27 protein-coding genes and 2 tRNA genes are annotated in these 26593 nt (G+C 75.3%); 19 read left to right on the top strand and 10 right to left on the bottom strand.

The genetic code is table 11. From position 1 onward, the window contains the following. Position 1: 1 nt before the first annotated feature. Positions 2-595 carry a 5-formyltetrahydrofolate cyclo-ligase gene (locus ACI796_RS13590; protein WP_456941760.1) on the bottom strand — a complete coding sequence of 198 codons (594 nt, stop codon included), beginning with the start codon at positions 593-595 and terminating at the stop codon, positions 2-4. A gap of 72 nt (positions 596-667) precedes the next feature. Here ACI796_RS13590 and galU point away from each other — a divergent pair, with 72 nt between their 5' ends. From galU to ACI796_RS13565, 5 genes are all read left to right on the top strand, one after another. After that, complete coding sequence (gene galU, locus ACI796_RS13585; RefSeq protein WP_456941759.1) at positions 668-1585, top strand: UTP--glucose-1-phosphate uridylyltransferase GalU; 918 nt, start codon at positions 668-670, stop codon at positions 1583-1585. A 31-nt stretch (positions 1586-1616) separates the two neighbouring features. Continuing rightward, on the top strand, positions 1617-3011 hold the full coding sequence (glp, locus tag ACI796_RS13580; protein WP_456941758.1) for a molybdotransferase-like divisome protein Glp: 1395 nt from the start codon (positions 1617-1619) through the stop codon (positions 3009-3011). A gap of 1 nt (position 3012) precedes the next feature. Beyond that, positions 3013-3630 (top strand): GNAT family N-acetyltransferase, encoded by a 618-nt coding sequence (locus ACI796_RS13575; RefSeq protein ID WP_456941842.1) that lies wholly within the window; start codon positions 3013-3015, stop codon positions 3628-3630. A 189-nt stretch (positions 3631-3819) separates the two neighbouring features. Then, positions 3820-4521: a divisome protein SepX/GlpR gene (gene sepX / locus ACI796_RS13570; protein ID WP_456941757.1), complete on the top strand. Its 702-nt coding sequence runs from the start codon at positions 3820-3822 to the stop codon at positions 4519-4521. A gap of 179 nt (positions 4522-4700) precedes the next feature. Beyond that, a tRNA-Ala gene (locus ACI796_RS13565) sits at positions 4701-4774 on the top strand. Between the two features lie 76 nt (positions 4775-4850). Here ACI796_RS13565 and ACI796_RS13560 read toward each other — a convergent pair. Then, complete coding sequence (locus tag ACI796_RS13560; RefSeq protein ID WP_456941756.1) at positions 4851-5645, bottom strand: ArsR/SmtB family transcription factor; 795 nt, start codon at positions 5643-5645, stop codon at positions 4851-4853. 64 nt (positions 5646-5709) lie between these two features. Here ACI796_RS13560 and ACI796_RS13555 point away from each other — a divergent pair, with 64 nt between their 5' ends. Further along, a complete protein-coding gene (locus ACI796_RS13555) occupies positions 5710-5934 on the top strand; it encodes a hypothetical protein (protein WP_456941755.1) in 225 nt (74 codons plus the stop codon). Between the two features lie 5 nt (positions 5935-5939). On the opposite strand, the gene ACI796_RS13550 is transcribed toward ACI796_RS13555, so the two are convergent. From ACI796_RS13550 to ACI796_RS13540, 3 genes are all read right to left on the bottom strand, one after another. Continuing rightward, positions 5940-6524: an MFS transporter gene (locus tag ACI796_RS13550; RefSeq protein WP_456941754.1), complete on the bottom strand. Its 585-nt coding sequence runs from the start codon at positions 6522-6524 to the stop codon at positions 5940-5942. A gap of 126 nt (positions 6525-6650) precedes the next feature. Then, a complete protein-coding gene (locus tag ACI796_RS13545) occupies positions 6651-7088 on the bottom strand; it encodes a MarR family winged helix-turn-helix transcriptional regulator (protein WP_456941753.1) in 438 nt (145 codons plus the stop codon). A gap of 44 nt (positions 7089-7132) precedes the next feature. After that, positions 7133-8665: a dolichyl-phosphate-mannose--protein mannosyltransferase gene (locus tag ACI796_RS13540; protein WP_456941752.1), complete on the bottom strand. Its 1533-nt coding sequence runs from the start codon at positions 8663-8665 to the stop codon at positions 7133-7135. A 54-nt stretch (positions 8666-8719) separates the two neighbouring features. Between ACI796_RS13540 and rsmI the strand changes: the two genes are divergently transcribed. Together rsmI and ACI796_RS13530 are read left to right on the top strand one after the other, a co-directional pair. Beyond that, positions 8720-9556 (top strand): 16S rRNA (cytidine(1402)-2'-O)-methyltransferase, encoded by an 837-nt coding sequence (rsmI, locus tag ACI796_RS13535; RefSeq protein ID WP_456941751.1) that lies wholly within the window; start codon positions 8720-8722, stop codon positions 9554-9556. Positions 9557-10009: 453 nt separating this feature from the next. Beyond that, positions 10010-10483, top strand: coding sequence for an endonuclease domain-containing protein (locus ACI796_RS13530; RefSeq protein WP_456941750.1), 474 nt, complete (start codon positions 10010-10012; stop codon positions 10481-10483). Here the strand turns inward: ACI796_RS13530 and corA are convergent. Then, positions 10450-11544 (bottom strand): magnesium/cobalt transporter CorA, encoded by a 1095-nt coding sequence (gene corA / locus ACI796_RS13525; protein WP_456941749.1) that lies wholly within the window; start codon positions 11542-11544, stop codon positions 10450-10452. The two genes, ACI796_RS13530 and corA, sit on opposite strands and share 34 nt — an antisense overlap. Positions 11545-11666: 122 nt before the next feature. Between corA and ACI796_RS13520 the strand changes: the two genes are divergently transcribed. The 8 genes from ACI796_RS13520 (at position 11667) to ACI796_RS13485 (ending at position 20713) form a co-directional block, all read left to right on the top strand. Further along, positions 11667-13166 carry an amino acid permease gene (locus ACI796_RS13520; protein ID WP_456941748.1) on the top strand — a complete coding sequence of 500 codons (1500 nt, stop codon included), beginning with the start codon at positions 11667-11669 and terminating at the stop codon, positions 13164-13166. A 102-nt stretch (positions 13167-13268) separates the two neighbouring features. After that, on the top strand, positions 13269-13880 hold the full coding sequence (locus ACI796_RS13515; RefSeq protein WP_456941747.1) for a hypothetical protein: 612 nt from the start codon (positions 13269-13271) through the stop codon (positions 13878-13880). Between the two features lie 36 nt (positions 13881-13916). Continuing rightward, positions 13917-15713 (top strand): methionine--tRNA ligase, encoded by a 1797-nt coding sequence (gene metG, locus ACI796_RS13510; protein WP_456941746.1) that lies wholly within the window; start codon positions 13917-13919, stop codon positions 15711-15713. Next, complete coding sequence (locus ACI796_RS13505; protein ID WP_456941745.1) at positions 15710-16600, top strand: TatD family hydrolase; 891 nt, start codon at positions 15710-15712, stop codon at positions 16598-16600. The genes metG and ACI796_RS13505 overlap by 4 nt, the downstream gene beginning before the upstream one ends. Positions 16601-16626: 26 nt before the next feature. Beyond that, the gene (locus ACI796_RS13500; protein WP_456941744.1) at positions 16627-17466 is read left to right on the top strand and encodes a hypothetical protein; all 840 of its coding nucleotides are present in this window, start codon (positions 16627-16629) and stop codon (positions 17464-17466) included. A 322-nt stretch (positions 17467-17788) separates the two neighbouring features. Then, positions 17789-18880, top strand: coding sequence for a transglycosylase family protein (locus tag ACI796_RS13495; protein ID WP_456941743.1), 1092 nt, complete (start codon positions 17789-17791; stop codon positions 18878-18880). 19 nt (positions 18881-18899) lie between these two features. After that, the gene (rsmA, locus tag ACI796_RS13490) at positions 18900-19757 is read left to right on the top strand and encodes a 16S rRNA (adenine(1518)-N(6)/adenine(1519)-N(6))-dimethyltransferase RsmA (RefSeq protein ID WP_456941841.1); all 858 of its coding nucleotides are present in this window, start codon (positions 18900-18902) and stop codon (positions 19755-19757) included. Next, entirely contained in the window at positions 19754-20713 is a 960-nt protein-coding gene (locus tag ACI796_RS13485) for a 4-(cytidine 5'-diphospho)-2-C-methyl-D-erythritol kinase (RefSeq protein ID WP_456941742.1), read from the top strand. Before rsmA ends, ACI796_RS13485 begins: the two co-directional genes overlap by 4 nt. A 2-nt stretch (positions 20714-20715) precedes the next feature. On the opposite strand, the gene ACI796_RS13480 is transcribed toward ACI796_RS13485, so the two are convergent. Together ACI796_RS13480 and ACI796_RS13475 are read right to left on the bottom strand one after the other, a co-directional pair. Continuing rightward, a complete protein-coding gene (locus ACI796_RS13480; protein ID WP_456941741.1) occupies positions 20716-21303 on the bottom strand; it encodes a TetR family transcriptional regulator in 588 nt (195 codons plus the stop codon). A 29-nt stretch (positions 21304-21332) separates the two neighbouring features. Continuing rightward, positions 21333-22322 carry an acyl-CoA desaturase gene (locus ACI796_RS13475; protein ID WP_456941740.1) on the bottom strand — a complete coding sequence of 330 codons (990 nt, stop codon included), beginning with the start codon at positions 22320-22322 and terminating at the stop codon, positions 21333-21335. 186 nt (positions 22323-22508) lie between these two features. On the opposite strand from ACI796_RS13475, the gene ACI796_RS13470 reads away from it, so the two are divergent. The 3 genes from ACI796_RS13470 to ACI796_RS13460 all read left to right on the top strand — a co-directional run bounded on the left by ACI796_RS13470 (position 22509) and on the right by ACI796_RS13460 (position 25125). Beyond that, positions 22509-22581, top strand: a tRNA-Gln gene (locus ACI796_RS13470). 39 nt (positions 22582-22620) lie between these two features. Next, complete coding sequence (gene glmU / locus ACI796_RS13465) at positions 22621-24132, top strand: bifunctional UDP-N-acetylglucosamine diphosphorylase/glucosamine-1-phosphate N-acetyltransferase GlmU (protein ID WP_456941739.1); 1512 nt, start codon at positions 22621-22623, stop codon at positions 24130-24132. Between the two features lie 12 nt (positions 24133-24144). After that, a complete protein-coding gene (locus tag ACI796_RS13460; RefSeq protein ID WP_456941738.1) occupies positions 24145-25125 on the top strand; it encodes a ribose-phosphate diphosphokinase in 981 nt (326 codons plus the stop codon). A gap of 45 nt (positions 25126-25170) precedes the next feature. On the opposite strand, the gene ACI796_RS13455 is transcribed toward ACI796_RS13460, so the two are convergent. Beyond that, positions 25171-26055 carry a hypothetical protein gene (locus ACI796_RS13455; protein ID WP_456941737.1) on the bottom strand — a complete coding sequence of 295 codons (885 nt, stop codon included), beginning with the start codon at positions 26053-26055 and terminating at the stop codon, positions 25171-25173. 158 nt (positions 26056-26213) lie between these two features. Then, positions 26214-26593, bottom strand: a 380-nt coding sequence (locus tag ACI796_RS13450) for a UDP binding domain-containing protein (protein ID WP_456941736.1), incomplete at its 5' end; no start/stop codon positions are given.

Raw genomic sequence — 26593 nt, 5'->3', positions numbered from 1 at the left:
GTCACCTACTGGCCGGTATCTCCTGCCAGCCGCCGGAGGGGGTGACGACGGCGGTCACCGGGCGGTCGTGCTCGAACGCCGGCAGCCGGTCGACCAGGTCGTCGTCGAAGACCAGCGCCGCGACCACCGCGCCGGGGCGGACGTGGTCCAGCGCGCGGTCGTAGTAGCCCCCGCCCCGGCCCAGCCGCACGCCGGTGCGGTCCACCGCCAGGGCCGGGACGACGACCACCTCCGCCGTCCCCAGCGCCGTCGGCCCCAGCCGCGGGCCCACCGGTTCGAGCAGCCCGAACCGGCCGGGCGCCAGCCGGCCCGTGTCGACGGCCCAGCGCAGCTCGGCGCCGCTGTCCGGGACCACCGGCAGGAGCACCCGGGTCCCGAGCTGGGTGAGCACCGCGGGCAGCCGCCCGTGCCCGGGCTCGGTCTCGTCGGGCACGAAGGCGGCCAGCAGCCGGACCCCGGCCAGGCGCTGCAGGAGCGCCGCGGCGACGGCGGCGGCCGCGGCGGCGCGCTCGGCCGGGGGGCGGGCCCGGCGGCGGGCGAGGACCGCCTCGCGCAGCGCGGCCTTGGCCGCTTCGCCGTCCTGCGCGGGGGTCACGCCGGGAGGCTAGTGCGCGGTCACCCCAAGGGGCCGGGAGCGCGGACGACGGGCTGGATAGGCTCCCACCCCATGTCGACCCCGACGCCGCGTCCGGCGCGCAAGGCCGTCATCCCCGTCGCGGGGATGGGGACCAGGTTCCTCCCCGCCACCAAGGCCGTGCCCAAGGAGCTGCTGCCGGTCGTCGACCGGCCGGCGCTGCAGTACATCGTCGAGGAGGCCGCCCGGGCCGGCCTCGGTGAGGTGCTCATGGTCACCGGCCGGAACAAGGCCGCGATCGAGGACTTCTTCGACCGCACGCCCGAGCTCGAGACCGCGCTGGAGAAGAAGGGCGACGCCGGCCGGCTGGCCGCCGTCCACGAGTCCACCGAGGTCGCCCAGGTGCACTTCGTCCGGCAGGGCGAGGCCCGGGGCCTGGGCCACGCGGTGCTCCAGGCGGCGGCCTTCGTCGGCGACGAGCCGTTCGCCGTCCTGCTCGGCGACGACCTGATCGACGCCCGCGACCACCTGCTCGAGCAGATGCTCGCCGTCCAGGCCGAGTACGGCGGCTCGGTGATCGCCCTGCTCGACGTCGGCCGGGAGAACATCGACAAGTACGGCGCGGTCGCGGTCGAGCCCGGCTCGTCCGACGGCGTGGTGACGGTGACCGGCCTGGTGGAGAAGCCGCCGGTCGACGAGGCGCCGAGCAGCCTGGCGATCATCGGCCGGTACGTGCTCGCGCCCGAGGTCTTCGGGGTGCTGCGCGAGACCGCGCCCGGCCGCGGCGGGGAGATCCAGCTGACCGACGCGCTGGCCACGCTGGTCGAGCGCGGCGAGCCGCTGCACGGCGTGGTCTTCGACGGCCGCCGCTACGACACCGGCGACAAGCTCGACTACCTCAAGGCGGTCATCCGGCTGGCCGCCGAGCGCGAGGACCTGGGCCCCGCGCTGCGCTCGTGGCTGACCGAGTTCGTCGCCGACCTGCCCGCCGAGGGCGCGTCGCAGGCCTGACCCGCTCCCCGCAGGGGGGACGATCGCAGCGATGAGCGAGAACGGCACGCCCGGGGCGCGGGACACCACGGCGCTGGACCTCCACAGCGGGGCCACCCTCGACCCCCCGACGTCGCCGCGGCTGCCGGTGCACGCCACCGCCGCGATCGACCGCGCCCCGGCGCCGCCGCCCCCGGCGGCGGCCGCCGGGCCCGAGACGCCGGCGCTGCGCACCGTCGAGACGCACCTGGACGAGATCCTCGCCGCGGTGCCGCAGCCGGAGCCGATCGAGCTCGCCGTCCTCGACGCCCAGGGCCTGCTGTGCGCCGAGGAGGTGGTCAGCGCCCGCGCGCTGCCCGCTTTCGACCAGGCCGCGCTCGACGGCTACGCCGTCCGGGCCGAGGACGTCGCCGCGGCCACCCCGGACGAGCCGGTGGAGCTGGCCGTGGTGGGGGAGACCGTCGCCGGCGCGGCCGGCCCGACCGCGCTCGCGCCCGGGCTCGCGCAGAAGGTGACCGCCGGCGCGATGCTGCCCACCGGCGCCGACGTCGTCGTCCCGGCGGTGTGGACCGACCGCGGGCTGGTCCGGGTGCAGGTGCACGGCGCGCCGGAGGCCGGCAGCTACGTCCGGCGGGCCGGCGACGACGTCTCGCCCGGCACCGTCGCCGTCCGCACCGGCACCCCGATCGGCCCGGCGCAGATCAGCCTGCTCGCCGCCGTCGGGCGCGACCGGGTGCAGGTCCGGCCCCGGCCGCGGGTCGCCGTCCTGTCGGCCGGCAGCGAGCTGGTCGACATCACCGCCCGGCCCGCGCCCGGCCAGGTGGTCGACGTCAACACCTACGCCCTGGCCGCCGCCGCCCGCGACGCCGGCGCGGCCGCCTACCGCTGGGGGATCCTGCCCACCGACCGGCGCCGGCTGACCGAGGTGCTGGAGAGCCAGCTGCTGCGCAGCGACCTGGTGCTCGTCGCCGGCACCTTCGCCGAGGAGGGCGACATGGTGCAGGAGGTCCTCGCGGAGCTGGGCCCCATGCGCTTCCGTCAGGTGACGATGCACCCGGGGCCGGTGCAGGGCTTCGGCCGGCTGGGCCGGGACGAGGTCCCGGTCATCTGCGTACCCGGCGAGCCGGTCGCCGCGCTGGTGTCCTTCGAGGTGTTCGTGCGCCCGGCGATCCGCTCGATGCTGGGCAAGCGGCAGCTGTTCCGCCGCACCGTGCAGGCGATCTCGGCCGAGCGGCTGGTCTCGCCGCTGGGCTACCGGCAGTACCTGCACGGCCAGGTCATGCGCCACCCCGACGGCGGCTACGTCGTCGAGCCGCTCGGCGACGGCGACGAGGCGATGCTCGCCCGCATGGCGCGGGCCAACTGCCTGATCGTCGTGGACGAGGACGTCACCGAGGTCGCCGAGGGCGGGCTCGTGACGGTCATGCCCCTGCTGCTGGGGGGCTGAGCTGGACCCGGCGCAGCACCCGGGCTGGCCCGCCCACCTGGCGCACGGCCCGGTCGAACTCCACCCGCTCCGCCGCGGCGACGCCGGCGAGTGGAGCCGGCTGCGACTGGCCAACGAGTCCTGGCTGCGGCCGTGGGAGCCCTCGGCCGGGGTGGCCTGGTCGGTGCGGCACACGCCGGCGGCCTACCGCGCGATGCGCCGCTCGGTCGCCCGCCGCGCCCGGGCCGGGACCGCGCTGCCCTTCGCCGTCCGGGTGGACGGGCGGCTGGCCGGGCAGGTCACCGTGGACAACGTCGTCCGCGGCGCGCTGCGGTCGGGGTCGCTGGGCTACTGGATCGACCGGGAGGTGGCCGGGCGGGGGATGGCCTCGCTCGCGGTGGCGCTGGTGTGCGACCACGCGTTCGGCCCCGGCGGGCTGCACCGGCTGCAGGCCGACATCCGCCCGGAGAACGGGCCGAGCCAGCGGCTGGTCGAGCGGCTCGGGTTCCGCCGCGAGGGGCTGCTGCGCCGGTACCTCGACATCGACGGCGACTGGCGCGACCACATCGCCTACGCCCTGCTGGCCGAGGACGTCCCGCAAGGCGTGCTCGGGCTCTGGGCCACCCGCGCGCCCCGCTGACACGTCTCTATCACGTTCACGCTTCGTGAGCAGTCGACTACGTGTCGACACGCCGCTTGGCAAACCACATCCGTCTCACGACTCGTCGCGCGACACGCCCAGGAACATCCCTCGACCTGGGGATTCGCGTGCATAACCTGCCGCGGCAAGTGACTCGTGTGACGGGTGGTGTTCTCGATGGGGTCAGGCGTGCTTCTCGCCGCGCTGGTCGTGCTGTGGTTCGTCGTGCTGGTGCCGATGGTGGTGACCCGCGGCGACTCCTCGTCGACCCGCGCGGAGGTCACCCGGGGCCGGACGCTGCAGCGCCGGCGCGTGGGCGACCCGGTCCGCGCGGCGGAGACCGAGCGGGTGTCGGTGGACCGCGACCTGCTGCGCCAGACCGGCGAGCTGCGGATCGACGTGCACGCCGTCCGGCGGCGCACGCTGGCCGGGCTGCTGGCGCTGACGCTGCTGGCGCTGGCCGGCGCGCTGACCCTCACCCCGTGGCTGTGGGTGGCCCAGGGGCTGCTCGACGTCGCGCTGGTCGGCTACCTGGTGGTGCTGCGCGCCGCCGTGCGCCGGGAGCGGGCCGCCGCCCGCCGGGCCGCCCGCGCCGCCGCCCGCTCGACCGCGCGCCCGGCCGCCCGGCCCGCGCCGCGGCCGGCGCCCCGCGTGGCCGAGCCGCTGGTCGCCGAGCCGGTGGTGGCGGACGACGAGCCGGTGCACCCGACCGTCGGCCTGCCGCACCCGAGCCTGCCGCTGGCGCCGGTGCACCCGCTGCGCCCGGCCCGCGTGGTGGCCGCCCGCCCGGTGCCGGCCGGCTGGCAGGACAGCGCCGTCGTCGGCCTGGACGACGACGACATCGGTTTCGCCGACATCGACCTGTACCAGCCGCGCGTGGTCAACGGCTAGACGAAGGGCCTCCCTGCCCCCCACCGTGGAAGGACCCCGTCCTCCCCACCCTTCGCAGGCTCAGGGTGGGACCCGGGACGGGGCCAGCGGCGGGATCCTGCAGGGAGGCCGTTCGACCCCGGGTGCCACCCCGCTGGTGGCGCCCGGGATCGCGGGCGGTAGTCTTGGGCCCGCAGTCAGGGGCTGTAGCGCAGTCCGGTAGCGCACCTCGTTCGCATCGAGGGGGTCAGGGGTTCAAATCCCCTCAGCTCCACCCAGACCGCACCACCGCCGACGCCGTCGGGGCACCCGCCCCGGCGGCGTCCGCCGTTCCGGGACCCGGACGGCGGTCAGGCGGGCGTCGGCGCCATCTCCCACGGCGCCTCGGGCAGCACCTCGCCGGTCTCCAGCAGCGACTTGAGGTTGGCGCACACGGCCGGCCAGCCCTGCGACACCTGGCCCAGCTCGGTCTCGCCGGCCAGGTTCTCGTGCCGCACGGTCAGCCGGACGATGCCGCCGTGCTCCTCGACGAGGAACGTCACCACCGAGTCCCCGCCCGGGGGCTCCTCGCCGTCGGCCTCCCCGAAGGTGACCACCAGGCGCCGCGGCGGGTCGGTCTCGAGCACCTTCCCGCCGGCGTCGGCGATCCCCGAGCCGTCGGTGCGCCGGTGCTCCCAGCGCGAGCCGGGCCGCCAGTCCGAGACGTTCGCGTGGCCCCAGTAGCGGGCCGTGAGGTCGGCGTCGGTCAGGGCGTGCCAGACCTGCGCGGCCGAGGCGCGGACGTACGTGACGTAGACGTAGGTCGGGACCCGCTCGCTCATGGCGTGCTCCTCTGCTGCGGTGCGGATGGCGGACAGCGCCTGCAGGCGCGGCCGGTCGAACGCCGCGATCCACCGCCGCTCGATCTCGGCGATCGGGACCGGGTTCAGGAAGTGCAGCCGCTCGCGGCCGCGCCGGACGGCGGTGACCAGCCCCGCGGCGACGAGGACGTCGAGGTGCTGCGTGGCCGACTGGCGGGCCATGCCGGTGCCGGCGCACAGCTCGCCGAGCGACTGCCCGTCGCGCTCCCGCAGGCGATCCAGCAGGAGTCGCCGGGTGCGGTCGGCCAGCGCCTTGAAGACGGCGTCCTCGCCTCCGGGCTGCACGTCCCCGATCGTGCAGGTGTCTACCTGCACGTGTCAACGGGCGGGTGAGCCTGCGGTCACCACCGTGGCCGGGGAGGACGCCGTCGCCGCGGTGCGGGCGGCCGTGGCCGGCCGGGACCACGGGCGCCTGCGGCTGTTGCCGCACCCGTACCTGCACTGGACGGCCGGCGACGGGACGGTGACCCGCGGCCGCCCGCGGGTGCCGGCGCTGCCCGCCCGGGCACCCGCGCCCGGCCCGCCGTCGTCCGTGCAGCTGCGCGACGGCCAGGAGTACCGCTGGACCTGCTGAGCGGGTCAGGCGCGGGCGCGCTCCGCGGCGGCCTCGTCGTCGATCGCGGCCGGGGCGCCGCCGAACTCGTCGGCCACCTCACCGGCGACGTCGTCGGCGGGCACGTGCGCGTCCCCGCCCGGGCCGGCGTCGGCGGCGGCACGCATCCGGTGGCCGGTGGCCAGGGCGCCGACACCGAGGGCGACCGCGGCCGCGCCGACGACGAACGGCACGTGGATGCCCCAGGCGTCGAGCATCTGCCCGGCGACGAACGGCGCCAGCCCGCCTCCGATGAACCGGACGAACCCGTAGGCGGCCGAGGCGACCGGGCGCTCCACCGGCGAGACGAGCATGACCGCCTGGGTGGTGGGCGTGTTGTCGATGCCGACGACCGCGCCCGAGGCGACCACGCAGGTGATCAGCGCGGAGCGGACGTCGGTGAACAGGCCGATGAGGAGCAGCAGGACGGCGAAGGTGCCCAGCGCGCCGTAGAGCGAGGGGGCGGTGCCGAAGCGGGCCTGCAGCCGTGGCGCGGCCACCATGGAGAACAGGGCGACCAGCAGGCCCCAGCCGAAGAACACCCAGCCGAGCTGGATCGCGCCGAGCTCCATCGGGGTAGGGCGCGTAGCCCAGCATCGAGGCCGATGCCCGTGAAGCTCACGACGCAGGCGAAGGCGACGGCGTAGACCGCCTTCGGCTGCTTCCACGTGCTGGTCCCGGCGGCGGAGCTGACTGGGTCACCTCCGGGGTGGGGTCGTGCCGGCGCAGCGCGCCGGCGAGGGGTCGAGGGCCGGCAGCGCGTCGGCGATGCGGCGGACCTCGTCGGGGGAGAGGGCGGCCAGGGCGGCGTCCACGCGCCGGGCCCGCCGGGCGCGGCGCTGCGCCCGGCGGTCGGCACCCTCGGCGGTGAGGTCGAGCAGGACGACCCGGGCGTCGGCGGGGTCGCCGCCGCGGCGGAGCAGGCCCTGCGCGGCCAGGCACGCGGCGAGGGCGCTCATCGAGGGCTGGGGGACACCCTCGGCGGCGGCGAGCTCGGTGACCCGGGTGGGGCCCTGGCGTCCCAGGCGCGACAGCGTCGCCGCGGCGGTGCGGGACGGGCCGTCCTCGGGGTCGGTGAGGACGCCCGGCCGCAGGACGACGTCGGCGAGCCGGTCGTCGACGGTCGGATCGCTCACGTACTCAGTTGTACGGCCCAACTATCTGTCGTGCCGCGGGCTCCTCAGAACCAGGACGGGAACCACATGCGCAGCAGCCAGTCGGCGTGCGACAGCGGGCGCCCGGCGAGCACCGGGTAGAAGAAGGCGAAGGTGCCGGCCACCAGGGCGACGTAGCCGCTGACCGCCGCCAGGCCGGTGCTGCGCCGCCACGGGGGAGCGTCCGGGCGGCCGAGGACGTCCTGCAGCACCAGGGTCACGGCCAGCACGAAGAACGGCAGCACCGGCGCCATGTAGAAGACGAACATCGTGCGCTCGGGGTTGAGGAACCAGGTGCCCCAGCCGGCGGCGACCGTGACGGCGACCAGCAGCGCGGCCGGGTCGCGGCGGGCGACGACCCGCCAGGCGGTCCAGGCCAGCGCGGGCGCGAACGCCAGCCACAGCGTCGGCGTCCCGACCATGAGGATGTAGCGGACCACCTGGTCGCCCGCGGCGTCGGTGAGGCCCTGCGGGTTCCACAGCAGGATCGGCCGGCCGTTCACCAGCCACGTCCACGGCCCCGACTCCCAGGGGTGCGGCGTGGACAGGCCGTTGTGGAAGGTCCACCACTCGGCGTGCATGTGCCAGAACGAGCGCAGCGCGTCGGGGACCCACGGGAACGCCGTCTCCGGGTTGCGCTGCGCCCACCAGCGCCCCTGTGCCGTCTCGCCGAGGAACCACCCGGCGAAGCTGGCGACGTAGGTGAGCACCGGGACGGCGGCCAGCGCCCAGGTGGCGCCGGGCAGTCCGCGGCGCAGCGCCGTCGCCGTCGGCCTCGGGACCCCGGCCTCCCGCCACGCCTGCCGGTCCCACCACAGCGACAGCACCGCGCAGGACGCGAGGAACCAGATGCCGCTCCACTTCACCGAGCAGGCGCAGCCGAACAGGAGGCCGGCGGCGATCCGCCAGCCCCGCGGGCCGAGGCGGAACCCGGTGGCGGGGACCGGCCGGGAGCCCGCGACCCGGGCGCGCACCCGGTCGCGGTCGACGACCAGGCAGGCGACGGCGGCCAGCACGAACACCTGCAGGAAGACGTCGAGCAGGCCGATGCGGGAGACGGTGAAGGCGAAGCCGTCGAGCGCCAGCAGCAGCCCCGCGACGAGGCCGAGCAGCGTGGACCCGGTCAGCCGCCGGGCCAGCCGGGTGAGCAGGACGACGGCGAGCGCGCCGGCCACCGCCGAGGGGAACCGCCAGCCCAGGCTCGTGTAGCCGAACACCTGCTCGCCGGCGGCGATCAGCCACTTTCCCAGCGGCGGGTGGACGATGAACGTGTAGCCGCGGTTGTACTCGTGGCCCCAGACCAGCAGGTCGTGCGCCTCGGGCGGGTAGTAGGCCTCGTCGAACAGCAGCGTGTCGGGGTAGCTGATGCCCACCAGCCGGCCGGCCAGCGTGGCGACGCCGAGCACCGCGGCCAGGACCCACGACAGCAGCCGGTCGCCGGGCAGCGGCGGGATGCGGTCCACCCGCGGCCGGGGCACCGGCCAGCGGCGCGGGGGACGGGCGGGGACGTCGTCCGGCGGGTCCCCGGCGCCCGTGCGCTCGGGAGCCAGGACCGCCATGCGCCTCAGGGTATGTGGGAGGACCGTGCCCCCCGGCGTGACAGGCTCGTCGTCGTGACCGGACGGCTCGTGCTCGGTGGTGCGCCCCTCGGCCAGCCCGGCGACGTCGGCCCGCGGCTGCGGCGCGTCATGGCCGAGGCCGACGTGCTCGCCGTCGAGGACACCCGCCGGCTGCACCGGCTGGCCACCGACCTGGAGGTCACGCTCACCGGGCGGGTGGTCACCTTCCACGAGTCGGTCGAGCGGGCGCGGCTGCCCGGGCTGATGGCGGCGCTCACCGACGGCGCGACGGTCCTGCTGCTCACCGACGCCGGCATGCCCTCGGTCTCCGACCCCGGGTACACGCTGGTGCGGGCGGCGATCGAGGCCGGCGTCGAGGTCACCTCGGTGCCCGGGCCGTCCGCGGTGACGACGGCGCTGGCGGTCTCGGGGCTGCCCGTCGACCGGTTCTGCTTCGAGGGGTTCCTGCCGCGCAAGGCGGGGGAGCGGCGGTCCCGGCTGGCCGCGCTCGCCGACGAGCGCCGCACGATGGTCTTCTTCGAGTCGCCGCACCGGCTGGCCGAGGCGCTGACCGACTGCGCGGCCGCGTTCGGGGACTCCCGGGAGGCCGCCGTGTGCCGGGAGCTGACCAAGACGCACGAGGAGGTCCGGCGCGGGCCGCTGTCCTCGCTGGCCTCGTGGGCGGCCGACGGCGTGCGCGGGGAGATCACCCTCGTCGTCGCGGGGGCCACGCCGGAGCCGGTGTCGCTGTCGGCCGCCGAGCTGGCCGCGCTGGTGGCGGGGGAGGAGGCCGCGGGCGCCACCCGCAAGGACGCCATCCGCGCCGTCGTCACCCGCACCGGCCTGCCCCGCCGCACCGTCTACGACGCCGTCGTCGCCGCCAAGTCCTGAGGCCGCGGCGCGCTGTGTGTACGAACCGCCGTCTGTGGACGTCGTCGGACGCCCCGGCGGCGGGCCCGGTCAGCGTCCAGGCGTGTCCACGACTCTCCCCGACGCCCTCCGCGACCGCGCGCGGGCGGCGGCGCGGCTCCTGCTCCCCGGTGCGGTCGTGTCGGGGCCGAGCGCCGCGGTCCTGTGGGGTGTGGACCTCGCCGGCGAGCACGACGACGTCGAACTCGTCCTGCCACCGGGATCCCACCCGCGCCGCGTCCCGGGGATCCGGGTGCGACGGCTGACCCTGTCGGCCGGTGACGTCCGTCTGGTGCACGGCGTGCGCGTGCAGTCGGCCGTGGCGGCGGCCCTCCGCGTGGCCGCCCTGCTCGAGCCGGGTGAAGCGGTCGTCGCCGTCGACCGGATGGTCGCGGCGGGCGTCGTGGACCTCGAGGCGCTGAGGGCCCGGGCGGGGTGCCCGGTGAGGCGTCCGGGCGCGTCCGGCGGGCCTGCGCCCGGGCGGACGGCCTCGCCGAGTCACCGCAGGAGACCCGGCTGCGGCTCCCGGTCGTCGACGGCGGGCTCCCCGCGCCGGTCGCGCAGTACGTCGTCCGGCACGAGGGGTCCTTCGTGGCCCGGGTCGACCTCGCCTGGCCGGTCCTGCGGGTCGCGGTCGAGTACGACGGCGCGTGGCACGCCGAGCCCGGGCAGTTCGCCCGCGACCGGCGGCGGCTCAACGCCCTGCAGGCAGCGGGGTGGACCGTCGTCTTCGTGACCGCGGCCGACACCTGCGGGACCCCGTCCGGCTGCTCGCGACGATCCGGGCGGCGCTGCGGCGGTGAGCAGGACGTGCACCCGACGCGCTCCCGGCGCGGTCGTGCCCGCTCCGTGTGCACACAGCGCGGGCACGGGTGTCACAGCCAGCCGTTGCGCTTGAAGCCGCGGTAGAGCAGGGAGCAGGTCACGAGGATGACCAGCCAGACCATCGCGTAGCCCCAGCGCCACTGGAGCTCGGGCATGTGCTCGAAGTTCATCCCGTAGATCCCGGCGATCGCGGTCGGCACAGCCACGATGGCCGCCCACGCCGAGATCCGGCGCATGTCCTCGTTGTCGGCCATCGAGGTGCGCGCGAGCGAGGCCTGCAGGATCGACGACAGCAGCTCGTCCAGGGAGCCCACCTGGTCGCGCACCCGGATCGCGTGGTCGAGGACGTCGCGGAAGTAGGACCGCATCGGCTCCGGGACCGAGTCGACCTGCCGCTCGGCCAGCTTCTGCAGCGGCACCTCCAGCGGACCCACCGCCCGCCGCAGCGACATCAGCTCGCGCTTGAGCTGGTACAGCCGGCCGATGTCGTCGGTGCGCTCGGGGCTGAACACCGACGCCTCGAGCTCGTCGACGTCGTCCTGCACCTGCTCGGCGACGTCGACGAACGTGTCGACGACGTGGTCGGCCACCGCGTACAGCACCGCCGACGGGCCCAGGCAGAGCAGGTCGCGCTGCTCCTCCAGCCGCTGCCGCAGCTCGGTCAGGTCGTTGTGGTCGCCGTGCCGCACGGTGATCACGTGGCGCGGGCCGAGGAACACCATGACCTCGCCGGTGTCGACCACCTCGCTGGTCGCGGTCAGCTGCTCGTGCTCCACGTACCGCGCCGTCTTGAGCACCATGAACAGGTCGTCGTCGTAGCGCTCGAGCTTGGGCCGCTGGTGGGCGTAGACGGCGTCCTCGACGGCGAGCGGGTGCAACCCGTAGCGCTCGGCGATCGCGCCGAGCTCGGCCTCGGTCGGCTCGAACAGCCCCAGCCAGACGAAGCCGTCCCGCTCGACGGCGGCCTCCAGCGCCGCCATCGGGTCCACCGGCGGCTCCCGGCGTCCCTGCACGTAGACGGCGCAGTCGACGATCGCGTCGACGCCCGCCGCCCGCGCCGTCGCGGGCCGTGGCGCCCCGGCCGGCCGCGGCCGGGTGGTCGGCACGAACGGCACGGGAGGGGCATCGGCCCGCTGGTCGGTCACCGGTGTGCCTCCTCCCGTCCCGCCGCCGCGGCGGGGCGACAGAAGCGTAGGCGTGCGGGCTCGCGGCCCTCGTGCCACGCTGCCCGTGGGGCCGCTGCCGGGTACCGACCGAGGAGGACGCCGTGGCCGCAGACTCGCGCCGGGTCAAGTCCGTCGAGGAGTCCATCCGCGACACCGACGAACCCGAACACCGGCTCAAGAAGAACCTCTCCGGCCTGGACCTGGCGGTCTTCGGCGTCGGGGTGATCATCGGCACGGGGATCTTCGTGCTCACCGGGGTGGTCGCGCGCAACCAGGCCGGACCCGCGGTGGCGATCTCCTTCGTCATCGCCGGCGTCGTCTGCGGGCTGGCCGCGCTCTGCTACGCCGAGTTCGCCTCCACCGTCCCGGTGGCCGGCTCGGCGTACACCTTCTCCTACGCGACCTTCGGCGAGTTCATCGCCTGGATCATCGGCTGGGACCTCGTCCTCGAGCTGGCGCTGGGAGCGGCCACGGTCGCCGTGGGCTGGTCGGGCTACCTCAACCAGCTCCTGGACGACGTCGGCCTGGCACTCCCGACGTCGATCGCGGGGGAGACGGCGTCGTTCAACGTCCCGGCGATCGTGATCGTGCTGGCGATGACCGCCGTCCTCGTGCTCGGCATCAAGCTGTCCTCGCGGGTCACCGCGGTGATCGTGGCCATCAAGCTGGCCGTCGTCCTGCTGGTGATCGTGGTCGGCGCGTTCTACCTCGTCGCCGACAACTACTCGCCGTTCGTGCCGCCCGCCGAGAACGCGGCCGACGGTGGCGAGAGCTGGCTGGACACCCCGCTCATCTCGGTGCTCACCGGCTTCAGCCAGGGCACCTTCGGCTGGGGCGGCGTCCTGGCCGGCGCGGCCATCGTGTTCTTCGCCTTCATCGGCTTCGACATCGTGGCCACCGCCGCCGAGGAGACCCGCAACCCGGCCCGGGACCTGCCCCGCGGCATCATCGGCTCGCTGGCCATCTGCACGCTGCTCTACGTCGCCGTCTCGCTGGTGGTCGTCGGCATGCAGAACTACACGGAGCTCAGCGAGAGCGCGCCGCTCGCCGGGGCGTTCGCCGCGAACGGGCTCACCTTCTTCTCGAGCATCATCTCGCTGGGCGCGCTCGCCGGACTCACGTCCGTGGTGATGATCCTGATGCTCGGCCAGTCGCGGGTGCTGTTCGCGATGAGTCGCGACGCACTGCTCCCACGGTCGATCGGGACCGTGCACCCCCGGTACGGCACGCCTTACAAGATCACCATCGGCACCGGGATCGTCGTCGCCGTCCTGGCCGGGCTGGTGCCGCTCTCCGAGCTGGCCGAGCTGGTGAACATCGGGACCCTGTTCGCCTTCTTCCTCGTCTCCATCGGCGTGTGGATCCTGCGGCGCACCCGCCCGGAGCTGCCCCGCTCGTTCCGCGTGCCCCTGGTGCCGCTGCTGCCGATCGTGTCGGCGCTGGCCAGCCTGTGGCTCATGGCCAACCTGCCCACCGAGACCTGGCTGCGGTTCCTCGTCTGGATGGCCGTCGGCGTCCTCATGTACTTCGTCTACGGACGACAGCGCAGCCGCTTCGCCACCGGCTCAGCCCGGGCGGAGGAGACCGGCAAGCGCCTCTGACTCCTCACCCCCGGGGGTGAGGAGGACTCCGCCGTCCCTCCTGCGCCGGCCCGCGCGGGACGACCTGACCGGTGACCGACGTCCCCGGCCAGGAGCAGACCCGTGGCGACCAGCGTCCTCGACGCACCCCTCCCCGCACCCGTGCCGTCCGTGCCCCGGCGGTGGCCGGCGGCCGTGCTCGCGCTGGCCGCCGTCTGCTGGTTGGAGGCCGCGGCGCTGCTCGCGGCCGGGCTGACCGGGCTCGACGGGCTGTTCTCCGCCGCGTCCCGGCCGCCGGCGCCGGTCGTCGTCGTGGTGCTCGGCGGGCTGGCCGGCTGGATCGTGCTGTGCGCGGGCAGCGGCCTGGCGGCCCTGGAGGGCGGACGGCGGCTCGTGAACGGCCTGGCCTGCGCCGAGGCGGCGGGCGTGGTGGTCCTGCTCGTCGTCAGCCAGGTCACCCCGCTGGTCGGCGACCTGCCGACGACGCTGCCGCTGCCGGCCGTCGCGCTGCTCGCCCTGGCGGTGCCGGTCGGCAAGCTGCTGCTCACCTCGGCGCCGGCCACCCTCGCCTGGGCCGCCGCGGTCCCGCCGCGCACCCGCCCGGCCGCCCCGGCCCGCCACCCGCGGCTGCGCCTGGCCACCGTCGCGGTGATCGGGCTCGCCCTCGGCGCCGTCGCGCTGACCACGCCCGTCGGCGGCGAGCTCCCGCCCGCGAGCACCGTCGCCGGTCACTGACGAGGCGGGCAGCAGCCGCTCACTACCCTCGGTGTCGTGAGTGATCGGCACATCCTGACCGCCGTGGCCTGGCCCTACGCCAACGGCCCGCGGCACATCGGCCACGTCTCCGGCTTCGGCGTCCCCTCCGACGTCTTCAGCCGCTACCACCGGATGGCCGGTGACCGGGTGCTCATGGTGAGCGGCACCGACGAGCACGGGACGCCGATCACCGTCGCCGCCGACGCGGAGGGGGTGACCCCGCGCGAGATCGCCGACCGCAACAACCGGATCATCGTCGGCGACCTGCAGGCGCTGGGCCTGAGCTACGACCTGTTCACCCGCACCACCACGGTCAACCACGCGCAGGTGAGCCAGGAGATCTTCCTCGGCCTGCTCAAGAACGGGTACGTCTTCCCGCAGACGACGCTCGGCGCGATCAGCCCCTCCACCGGCCGCACGCTGCCCGACCGCTACATCGAGGGCACCTGCCCGATCTGCGGCTACGACGGCGCCCGCGGCGACCAGTGCGACAACTGCGGCAACCAGCTGGACCCGACCGACCTCATCAACCCGGTCAGCCGGATCAACGGCGAGACGCCGCGCTTCGTCGAGAGCGAGCACTACTTCCTCGACCTGCCCGCCTTCACCCGCTCCCTCGGCGACTGGCTCGACAGCCGCCGGGGCTGGCGGCCCAACGTGCTCAACTTCGCCAAGAACCTGCTCGAGGACCTCAAGCCGCGCAGCTACACCCGCGACATCGACTGGGGCGTGCCCATCCCGCTCGACGGCTGGCGCGACCGGCCCGACAAGCGCATCTACGTCTGGTTCGACGCCGTCGTCGGCTACCTGTCGGCGTCCATCGAGTGGGCCCGCCGCTCCGGCGACGCCGACGCCTGGCGCCAGTGGTGGCAGTCGCCCGACGCCGACGCCTACTACTTCATGGGCAAGGACAACATCGTCTTCCACGCCGAGATCTGGCCCGCGCAGCTGCAGGGCTACAACGGCGAGGGCGACAGGGGCGGCAGCCCCGGCTCGCTCGGCCGGCTGGCCCTGCCCACCGAGGTGGTCTCCAGCGAGTTCCTCACCATGGAGGGCCGCAAGTTCTCCAGCAGCCGCCAGGTGGTCATCTACGTCCGCGACTTCCTCGCCCGCTACGACGCCGACGCGCTGCGCTACTTCGTCGCCGTCGCCGGCCCGGAGACGCAGGACACCGACTTCACCTGGGCGGAGTTCCTGCGGCGCAACAACGACGAGCTCGTCGCCGGCTGGGGCAACCTGGTCAACCGCACGGTGTCGATGGCGGCGAAGAACGTCGGCGCCGTCCCGACGCCGGGCGAGCTGACCGACGCCGACCGGGCGCTGCTGGCCTCGACGTCGTCGGCGTTCGGGCCGATCGGCGACCTGCTGGCCCGCAACCGGCAGAAGGCCGCGGCCACCGAGGCCATGCGGGTGGTCGGCGAGGCCAACAAGTACCTGTCCGACCAGGCGCCGTGGAAGCTCAAGGAGGACCCGGCCCGCCGGGACACCGTGCTGCACACCGCGCTGCAGGCGGTCAGCGACTGCAACGCGCTGCTCACGCCGTTCCTCCCGCACTCGGCGCAGAAGGTGCACGAGCTGCTCGGCGGCACCGGCGTCTGGTCGCCGGCGCCGCGCGTGGAGGAGGTCACCGACCTCGACGACGGCTCGCCCTACCCGGTCATCACCGGTGACTACGGCGACGCGCAGGCGGTGTGGGCCTCCCGCCCGCTGCCGCCGGGCACGCCGCTCTCCCCGCCCACCCCGGTGTTCCGCAAGCTCGACGAGTCGATCGTGGCCGAGGAGCTGGCCCGGCTGGAGGACGGGACGAAGTGAGTCGCTCGGCCGCGTCCCGCGCGAACCGGCGGGGCGAGCCGCCGCCGTCCCCGGAGCCGCTGCCGGCGCCGGCGGTCGACAGCCACACGCACCTCGACATCGTCCTCAACGGCTTCCGCACCGACGAGCCCGCGGACGACGGCGCGGTGGACGCCGAGATCGCCGCGGCGGCCGCGGTGGGGGTCCCGCGGCTGGTGCAGGTCGGCGTCGACGTGCCCTCCTCGCGGTGGGCGGCGGAGCTGGCGGCCCGGCACCCCGGCGTGCTGGCCGCCGTCGCCGTCCACCCCAACGAGGCCGGGGAGGGCGCCGCCGACGACGACGCGCTGGCCGAGATCGACCGGCTGGCGGCGCTGCCGCGGGTGCGCGCGGTGGGGGAGACCGGGCTGGACCGCTTCCGCACCGGGCCCGAGGGCTGGGCGGCGCAGGAGGCCTCCTTCCGGGCGCACGTCAGGATCGCGAAGGAGCACGGGGTCGCGCTGGTCGTCCACGACCGGGACGCGCACGAGGAGGTGCTGCGGGTCGTCGACGACGAGGGCGCGCCGGAGCACGTGGTCATGCACTGCTTCTCCGGCGACGCCGCGTTCGCGAAGGCCTGCGTCGAGCGGGGCTTCGTGCTGTCCTTCGCCGGCACGCTGACCTTCGGCAACGCCGGCTACCTCCGCGAGGCCGCCGCGCTCACGCCGCTGGACCAGCTGCTCGTCGAGACCGACTCGCCCTTCCTCACGCCGGTGCCGTACCGCGGCCGGCCCAACGCCTCGCGCCTGGTGCCGCACACCGTCCGGGCACTGGCCGAGGTCACCGGCGTGGACCTCGTGCAGCTCTGCGACGCCCTGACCCGGACCGCCGAGCGGGTCTTCGGAACCTGGGAGCCCGACCGGGGCGGCTGACCGCCCCGGCGATGCACACTGGTCGCGTGGGTCGCCTCATCGCCGTCGTGCTGTTCATCGCCGTCCTGGTGCCCGGTGTGCTGCTCGCCCGCGCGTGGGCCCTAGCGGCCGGCCGCCGCGCCGTCGCGTCCGCCGCGATCGACTTCTCCACGCCCACCCCGGAGGGCGTCGCCACGCTGCAGCGGCAGGCGCAGCACGGCCGCCGCGTGCGCCGGCTCGGGCTGCTCCTCGGTGTCGTGGGGATCGTCGCCAGCGTCGTGATGTTCGCCGAGGCGTCGGTGTTCCTGTGGCTGCCCGCCCTCGTCGTCGGCCTGCTCGCCGGCGTGCTGCTCGCGGAGGCGACCCGCCCGCGGCCGCGCTGGCGGATGTCCGACCCCGCCCGCCGGCCCCGGCGCGGCGAGCAGGTCTCGCCGTGGCTGCTGTGGACCACGCGTGCCGTCGTGCTCGCGGAGGTCCTCGTGACCGTCTGGATGTGGCGGCGCGGGGACCTCGCCGACACCGTCGCCTGGGTCGCGCTGCTGGTCCCGCTCGTGGCCTGGCTGCTGGCCGAGACGGCGCTGCTCCGCGTCCTCGTCCGCCCGCTGCCCGCCGAGGGCGCCGACGTGCCCGTCGACGAGGCGCTGCGCACCTGGACCGCGCACCTGGTCACCGCGGCGACGAGCGTGCTCGCACTGCTGCCCCTCGGCACCCTGCTGCTGGTCGCCGGCATCGACCTCGGCGACCGGGTCACCGAGAACGTCGACCTGCTGCCGGTCGCGCTGGTCGCCGGTGGTTTCGCGGGCCTGGCCGCTGGCCTCGCCGTCGCCGGTTTCCTGCTCACCTGGCTGCGCCCGGTGCGGGCGGACGAGCGGGCGCTCGCCGGCTGAGACCCACCCCGGTGCCCGATCGGGGGACCGGCCACACCGTGACGTCGGTCACCGCCTGATCCCACGCGCCGCGTCCGTCACGGCTGTCACGTGCGGCGCGTCCGTGACAGTCCGTGTCGGCGCGGCTGCATGTCGACGTGTCGTCCCTCTGGTTCACTTCCTGCGCACCGTTGCTAGACGTGGCGCACTCGTTATCGTGTCGTGACTGACAGCCGGGGTGGGATCGCCGGACGGCGTCCGACGGTCCCGGGAACCCCTGCGCTGTCGGCTGCCGCTCGGGTGTGCGACCCCCTGCCCGGTCCCTCGACCCCGTGGAAGTGTCGTGCCCCGAACGCTGAAGCTCGCCCTGTTCGCCCTGGTCCTGCTCGGGCTGGTCGGCGGGTCCGTGGCCTGGTTCACCGCCCAGAAGTCGCTCACGCTCACCGTCGACGGGCAGGCCCGCGAGGTCAGCACCTACGCCGACACCGTCGGGGAGGTCCTCGAGGAGGAGGGCCTGCAGACGCAGTCGCACGACGTCGTCCTCCCGCGGCCCCCGGCCGCGGTGGCCGACGGCGACACGGTCGTGGTCAACCGCGCCCGGCCGCTGCAGCTCACCGTCGACGGCGTCACCCGCGAGGTCTACGTGACCGCGCTGTCGGTGGACGAGGCCCTCGACCAGCTCGGCTACCGCGCCGAGGACATGGTGCTGTCGGCCAGCCGCAGCGAGCGGCTCCCGCTCGACGGCATGGCGCTGTCGATCACCACGCCGAAGGCCGTCACGCTCGTCGTCGACGGCGCCACCCACGTGGTCACCACCACCGCGGCCACCGCCGGCGCACTGCTCGCCGAGCAGGGCGTGACCCTCGGCGAGCACGACCGGACGAGCCTGTTCGCGACCCAGCCGCTGCTCAACGCCATGCGGCTGCAGGTCTACCGTGTGCAGGTGACCGAGCAGGTGGTCACCACCCCGATCCCGCACCAGACGGTCCGCACCGACGACCCGAACGTCTTCGAGGGCGACGAGACCGTCACCCAGCCCGGCGTCGACGGCGAGCAGGCCACCACCTTCCGCGTGACCGTCACCGACGGCGTCGAGACCGCCCGCGAGCAGCTGAACACCGCGGTCACCCGCCCGGCGGTCGACGAGCTGGTCAGCGTCGGCACGAAGGAGCGCCCGGCCCCGGAGCCCTCCACCAGCGGCCTGGACTGGGACGCGCTGGCGCGGTGCGAGGCCGGGGGCAACTGGTCGATCAACACCGGCAACGGCTACTACGGCGGGCTGCAGTTCAACCAGAGCACCTGGCTGGCCAACGGTGGCGGCCAGTACGCCCAGTACCCGCACCAGGCCTCCCGGGAGCAGCAGATCGACATCGGCGAGCGGCTCTACGCCGCCCGCGGCGCCTCGCCGTGGCCGCACTGCGGTCGCTACCTCTGATCCCCCGGAGAACCCCCCGCTGAGCACACCTCCCGAGCAGGCCGACGGGCTGCTGGGCCCGGCCGCGATCCGCGAGCTGGCCCAGCAGCTCGACCTGCGCCCGACCAAGACCCTCGGGCAGAACTTCCTGCACGACGCGAACACCATCCGCCGGATCGTGCGCACCGCCGAGCTGCGGCCCGACGACGTCGTGCTCGAGGTCGGGCCGGGCCTGGGCTCGCTGACCCTGGGCCTGCTGCCGGCCGCCGCCGCGGTCACCGCGGTCGAGATCGACCCGCGGCTGGCCGCCCTCCTGCCGGCCACGGTGGCCGCCCGCCGGCCCGACCTCGCCGGCCGGCTGACCGTCGTCGAGGCCGACGCGCTGCGGGTCACCGAGCTGCCCGGGCCACCTCCGACGGCGCTGGTGGCCAACCTGCCGTACAACGTGGCCGTGCCCGTCCTGCTGCACCTGCTCGAGCTGCTGCCCTCCCTGCGCCGGGCGCTGGTGCTCGTCCAGGCGGAGGTGGCCGAGCGGCTGGCCGCCCCGCCGGGCGGGGCCGCCTACGGGGTGCCGTCGGTGAAGGCGGCCTGGTACGGCACCGCCCGGCGGGCCGGGAACGTCGGCCGCCGCGTGTTCTGGCCCGAGCCCAACGTGGACTCCGGGCTGGTCGCGCTCGACCGGCACGACCCGCCGCCCGGCGACCGCGCTGCCACCTTCGCCGTCGTCGACGCCGCGTTCGCGATGCGCCGCAAGGGCCTGCGCGCGGCGCTGGCCCGCTGGGCGGGCAGCCCCGCCGCCGCGGAGGCCCGGCTGCGCGCGGCGGGCATCGACCCCGCGACCCGCGGCGAGCAGCTGTCGGTGACCGACTTCGCCCGGCTGGCGGCGACCGCGCCGTGAGCTGGTCCTCGCCGGGCGGTCCCGGCCACACCCGCGGCGACGGCTCCGTGGCCGCGCACGCCCCCGCCAAGGTCAACGTGTCGCTGGCGGTCGGCCCGCTGCGCGAGGACGGCTTCCACGACCTGCAGACGGTCTACCTGGCCGTGTCGCTGCTGGACACGGTGACCGTGCGCCCCGGCGAGGGGCTGTCGGTCACGGTGACCGGCGAGGGCGCCGGCGGCCCCGACCCGGTGCCCACCGACCGGCGCAACCTCGTCTGGCGGGCCGCCGAACTGCTCGCCGAGCACGCCGGGGTCGCCGCCGACGCCGCCATCGCCGTCGACAAGGCCATCCCGGCCGCCGCGGGGCTGGCCGGCGGCAGTGCCGACGCCGCGGCCGCGCTGGTCGCCCTCGACGCGCTGTGGGGCACCCGGGCCACCCGCGGCGACCTCACCGCCCTGGCCGCGCAGCTGGGCAGCGACGTGCCGTTCTCCCTGGCCGGCGGGGTCGCGCTGGGCAACGGCCGCGGGGAGCGGCTCACCCCCGTCCTCGCCCGGCGGCCGTCGCACTGGGTGCTCGGCATCGCCGAGGGCGGGCTGTCGACGCCGGCCGTCTACGCGGAGCTCGACCGGCTGCGCGCCGAGGGCCGGGTGCCCGGCGGCGCCACGTTCCCCTCGCCCGAGCCGGTGGTCGCCGCCTTGCGCAGCGGCCCGGTGGACGCCCTCGCCGCGGCGCTGGCCAACGACCTGCAGGCGGCCGCGGTCTCGCTGCGCCCGGCGCTGCGCCGCGCCCTGCGGGGGGCCGTCGACGCCGGCGCCGCCGCCGCGGTGGTCAGCGGGTCGGGCCCGACCGTGGCCGCGCTGGCCGCCGACGAGGACGCGGCGGTGCGGCTGGCCGCCGTCCTGGCGGGGGAGGGTCTGTTCCGCACCGTCCGGGTGGTGCACGGGCCGGTGCCCGGGGCCCGGCTGGTCGGCTGAGCTCAGCCGCCCCGGTGCCGCAGCGCCGGGGCGGGGTCCAGGTGCGCGAGCCCGTGGAAGGCGAGGTCCACCAGCCGGGCCGCCACCTCCGCCTTGCCCGGCGAGCGGGTCCCCAGCCACCAGTGGCCCACCTGCGCGACCATCCCGACCAGCGCCTGGCTGTAGAGCGCGGCCAGCCGCGGGTCGTAGCCGCGCGCGCCGAACTGCTCGCCGAGCAGGTGCTCGACCCGGCGGGCCAGCTCGCCGATCAGCGACGAGTACGAGCCGGGGGAGTCGCGGGACAGCACGCGGAAGCCGTCGGTGTCCTCCTCGACGTAGTCCAGCAGCGCCAGCGCCGCCCGCTCCAGCAGCGCCCGCGGGCTGCCGCCGGCGGCCAGGGCCGAGGTGAACCGCTCGAGCACCTGCGCCATCTCCCGGTCGACGACCGCGGCGTAGAGGCCCTCCTTGCCGCCGAAGTGCTCGTAGAGGACCGGCTTGCTCACGTCGGCGCGGGCGGCCAGCTCCTCGATCGAGGTGGCCGCGTAGCCGCGCTGCGCGAACACCTCCCGGCCGACCGCCACCAGCTGCTCGCGCCGCTGGGAGCGGTCCATCCGCGCTCGTCGCCGGGGCGGGCCCGCGGTCAGGACGCCGCGGCGCCGGCGGCCGGGACCCGCCGCTTGGCCGCCAGCCGGACCGGGTCGGGCCACTTGACCGAGTGCGCCCAGCCGAGCTTCTCGAACACCCAGATCACCCGGGCGCTGATGTCGACCTGACCGCGCAGCACGCCGTGCCGGGCGCAGGTCGGGTCGGCGTGGTGCAGGTTGTGCCAGGACTCGCCGGCGCTGAGCACGGCCAGCGGCCAGAAGTTGGTGGCGCGGTCCCGCGAGGCGAAGGGCCGGCTGCCCACCACGTGGCAGATCGAGTTGATCGACCAGGTCACGTGGTGCAGCAGTGCCACGCGCACCAGCCCGGCCCAGAAGAACGCCGTCCACGCGCCCGTCCAGCTGCCGGTCACCAGGCCGCCGACCGCCGTCGGGACGGCCAGGCTCAGGAACGCCCAGAGGATGAACAGCCGGCTGGTGATCCGCAGGCCGCGGTCCTTGAGCAGGTCGGGGGCGTACCGCTCGGCGTTGGTCTGGCGCCGGTCGAACAGCCAGCCGAGGTGGGCGTGCCACATGCCCTTGAGCAACGCGCGGGTGTCGGTGCCGTACCGCCACGGCGAGTGCGGGTCGCCCTCGCGGTCGGAGAAGGCGTGGTGCCGGCGGTGGTCGGCCACCCACTGCACCACCGGGCCCTGGACGGCCATGCAGCCGACGACGGCCAGCGCGATCCGCAGCGGGCGGCGGGCCTTGAACGAGCCGTGCGTGAAGTACCGGTGGTAGCCGACGGTCACCCCGAGCAGGGTGAGGAAGTAGAAACCGACGGCCAGCCCGACGTCCAGCCAGGACAGCCCCCAGCCCCACACCGCCGGCACGACGGCGGCCAGCGCGAGGAACGGCACGACGACGAACACGTAGAGCGTGAGCTGCTCCAGGTTCCCCTTCGCCTTGCCCAGCGCGTTGGGCGGCAGGCCCTTGTCCGGGTCTGCGGGACGGAAAGCCGCCGGCCGGGTGAGGGAAGGAGCGGACACGTGGCCTCCAGGGATCGTCCGTCGCGGGGCCGCGGTCGACGTCCGGCGGCTACGGGGCCGTAACCTACGTCACCGTAGGGAGGACCGCTCCCCGAGGGGGAGACGCCGCCCGGGCGGCTCCCGTGCCCGCCTCCGGTGCGCCCCCTAGGCTCGTCCCACGCGCCGCCGTGCGGGGACGGCGCGCGGTGGGGGATGGGGTAATCGGCAGCCCGCCGGCCTTTGGAGCCGGGAGGTCTCGGTTCGAGTCCGAGTCCCCCAGCAACGTCCCGCCCGGTCGCACCCGTCGTCGAGGAGATCCGTGAGCCCGCAGCAGCCCGTCGCCGCCGTCGTCGTCCTCGCCGCCGGTCAGGGGACCCGGATGCGGTCGACCACCCCGAAGGTGCTGCACGAGCTGGGCGGGCGCAGCATGCTCGGCCACGTCCTCGCCGCGACCGCGCCGCTGGCGGCGGGCACCACGCTGGTCGTCGTCGGGTCCGGCCGCGAGGCGGTCGAGGAGCACCTGGCCGCCGTCGCGCCGGACGCCCGTGCCGTCGTGCAGGAGGAGCAGCGCGGGTCGGGGCACGCGGCGCAGGTGGCGCTGGAGGCGGTTCCCGATCTCGAGGGCCCGGTGCTCGTCGTCAACGGCGACTCCCCGCTGCTCACCACCGGCACCCTGGCCGCGCTCGTGGCGGCCCACCACGAGGCCGGCAGCGTCTTCACCGTGCTGACCGCCGAGGTCGGGGACCCCACCGGCCTCGGCCGGATCGTGCGGGGGGAGGACGGCGCGCCGCGGGCCATCGTCGAGGAGAAGGACGCGACCGCGGAGCAGCGCGCGATCCGCGAGGTCAACGCCGGCGTGTACGTCGCGAACGCCGCCACGCTGCGCCGGGTCCTCGCCGGGCTGTCCACCGACAACGCCCAGGGCGAGCAGTACCTGACCGACGCGCTGGCGCCGCTGGTCGAGGGCGGCGCCCCGGTGGCCGCCGTGGCGGCGGAGGACCCGGTCGACGTCCTCGGCTGCAACGACCAGCGGGAGCTCGCCGCGCGGCGGCGCACCCTCAACGACCGCGTGCTCGACGCGCTCATGGTCGCGGGCGTCGCCGTCGTCGACCCGGCCACCACCTGGGTCGACGTCACCGCCTCCGTCCGGCCGGGGGCCCGGCTGCTGCCCGGCGTCCAGCTGCACGGGACGACGACGGTCGCGGCCGGCGCCGTGGTCGGCCCGGACACCACCCTGACCGACTGCACGGTGGGGGAGGGCGCCAGCGTGGTGCGCACGCACGCCACCGGCGCCGAGGTCGGCGCGGGGGCGGAGGTCGGGCCGTTCAGCTACCTGCGGCCGGGCACCCGGCTGGCGGCCCGGTCCAAGGTGGGCGCCTTCGTCGAGACGAAGAACGCCGTCGTCGGCGAGGGGTCGAAGGTGCCGCACCTGTCCTACGTCGGCGACGCCACGATCGGCCGCGGGTCGAACATCGGTGCGGCGACCGTCTTCGTCAACTACGACGGCGTGGCCAAGCACCACACGACGATCGGCGACGCCGTCCGTGTGGGATCGGACACGATGCTGGTCGCGCCGGTCACCGTCGGGGACGGCGCCTACACGGCCGCGGGCTCGGTGATCACCCAGGACGTCCCGCCGGGGGCCATGGGTGTGGCGCGGGCCAGACAGCGCAATGTGGCAGGCTGGGTGGGACGCCGTCGCCCGGGCTCCGCAGCCGCGCAGGCCGCGGCGGCAGCGACAGCAGCAGCGGCCGAGGACCCGGCCGGGAGCCGGCCCGCGGGTGACGCACCGGACCGGCCGGCGGACCCCGAGGCCACCCACGAGCAGTGAGGCAGTGAGCCGATGAGTGCGATCCGGCAGACCACCAGCAAGAGCCTGATGCTCTTCTCCGGCCGGGCGTACCCCGAGCTGGCCTCCGAGATCGCCGGGCACCTCGGCGTCACGCCGACCCCCACGGCCGCCTACGAGTTCGCCAACGGCGAGCTGTTCGTCCGCTTCGAGGAGTCGGTCCGCGGCTGCGACGCCTTCGTCGTGCAGAGCCACACCGCGCCGATCAACACCTGGCTCATGGAGCAGCTGATCATGGTCGACGCGCTCAAGCGCGCCTCGGCCAAGCGGATCACCGTCGTCGCGCCGTTCTTCCCCTACGCCCGGCAGGACAAGAAGCACCGCGGCCGCGAGCCCATCTCCGCCCGACTGGTGGCGGACATGTTCAAGACCGCCGGCGCCGACCGGCTGATGGTCGTCGACCTGCACACCGCGCAGATCCAGGGCTTCTTCGACGGTCCGGTCGACCACCTGTTCGCCCTCGACCTGCTGGTCGCGCACGTGCGCGAGCGCTGGGGCGACCGCGACATCACCGTCGTCTCGCCCGACTCCGGCCGTGTGCGGGTGTCGGAGCGGTGGAGCGACAAGCTCGGCGGCGTCCCGCTGGCCTTCATCCACAAGACCCGCGACCCGATGAAGCCCAACGAGGTCGTCGCCAACCGCGTGGTCGGCAACGTCGAGGGCCGGGTCTGCATCCTGGTCGACGACATGATCGACACCGGCGGCACGATCGTGAAGGCCGCCGAGACGCTGTTCGAGGCCGGTGCCGCCGACGTGATCGTCTGCGCCACGCACGGCGTCCTCTCCGGCCCGGCCGTCGACCGGCTGAAGAACAGCAAGATCAGCGAGGTCGTCGTCACCAACACGCTGCCGATCGAGCCGGCCCGCCAGTTCGACAAGCTCACCGTCCTCTCGATCGCCCCGCTGCTGGCGCGGGCGATCAAGGAGGTCTTCGAGGACGGCTCGGTCACCAGCCTCTTCGGCGGCGCCAGCTGACGCTGCCGGGACCGCCGCACCGCGGTCCCGGCAGCGTTTGCGGCGTCAGTCAGTGAAGTCCCGCGAGAGGCAGGCCCGCTGCCGGGCGTCGAGCCCCTCCAGGACGACGGCCCGCTGCCGCGCCGTCGCCGGGGGCTTGGTCAGCGTGGTCACCGGCCGGCGCGAGGTGTAGGTGAAGGTCACCGAGTAGCGGTCCTGCACGCGCGGGGGCATCGCCCGGTGGAACAGCGAGCGGGTGTCGACGAGCAGGCACGTGCCGGCCGGCCCGGTCGCCTGCCGCCACTCCGACCGGGGCACGAGGCCCTCGATCTCCTGGTCGGAGACGAAGCCCGACACATAGCCCAGGGACCGGGTCACCCGGTCGGTGTGCACCCGGTCCAGGTACTCGAAGGGCCCCCCGTCCGGGCCGACGTCGTCCAGCCAGACGAGGATCTTGAACATCCGGTGGTCCTCGAGGTCCCGGTGCCACTGGCGCACGCCGACGGCCCGGGAGGTCGCCCGCTCCAGCCGCAGGTCGGCGCCGTAGTACCGCGCGGGCAGGCCGAGGTGGACCTCGACCACGTCGAGCAGCTCCTGCGCGAGGCCCCACCGCCAGACGGCGGGCTCCTCGAGGACCTCGTCCACGGACAGCAGCGTGGTGTCCTGGCCGGTGTCCGGCTTGGCCGCCAGCCGCTCCTTGAGCGCGAGCAGGCCGGTCCACAGCTCGCCGCTGTGCGGGAGCCCCAGGTCGTCGAGCGCGACCAGGCGGATGCCGTCCCGCCGCACGTCGTCCAGCAGTGCGCGCCGGTCGGCCGGGAGGGCCGGCAGGGAGGAGGCGTACTCCTGCACCCGCCGCTCGTGACGACGCTCGACCAGGGTCCGGATGGGCGGGACCCGGGCGATCGCCTCCCGCTTGGCGCGGCTGACCACCCGCGTGGTCGTGTCCAGCATCAGCATCTCCTCGGCGTGTGTGTCGAGCACCGGTGTCCCCGATGCCGCGGTGCGGTGACGCGGTGGTGCCGTGACGCAGTGCGGTGACGCGGTGGTGCCGGGGCGCAGCACTGCGGGACCCGCCGCACGCCGGTGGGCGGCGGGACGGGAAGGGGCCGTCAGCCGGCGCGGCGGCCGAGGGCGCGGTGGGTCCAGCCGGCGGCGGTCCAGGCCTCCCGGTCCAGGGCGTTGCGGCCGTCGAGCACCCGCTTCTGCTGCACGACCTGCCCGAAGGTGACCGGGTCCAGCTCGCGGTACTGCCGCCACTCGGTGAGCACCAGCACCGCGTCGGCGCCGGCGGCGGCCTGCTCCGGCGTGGCCGCGTAGTCCAGCTGCGGCCACTCCCGGCGGGCGTTGTCGATCGCCGCGGGATCGGTCACGCACACCACCGCGCCTTGGAGCTGCAGCTGGGCGGCCACGTTCAGCGCCGGGGAGTCGCGGATGTCGTCGGAGTCGGGCTTGAACGCCGCGCCCAGCACGGCGACCTTCTTGCCCAGCA

The sequence above is a fragment of the Geodermatophilus sp. SYSU D00525 genome (assembly GCF_054050475.1).
This window is presented reverse-complemented; position numbering and strand designations above follow the sequence as displayed.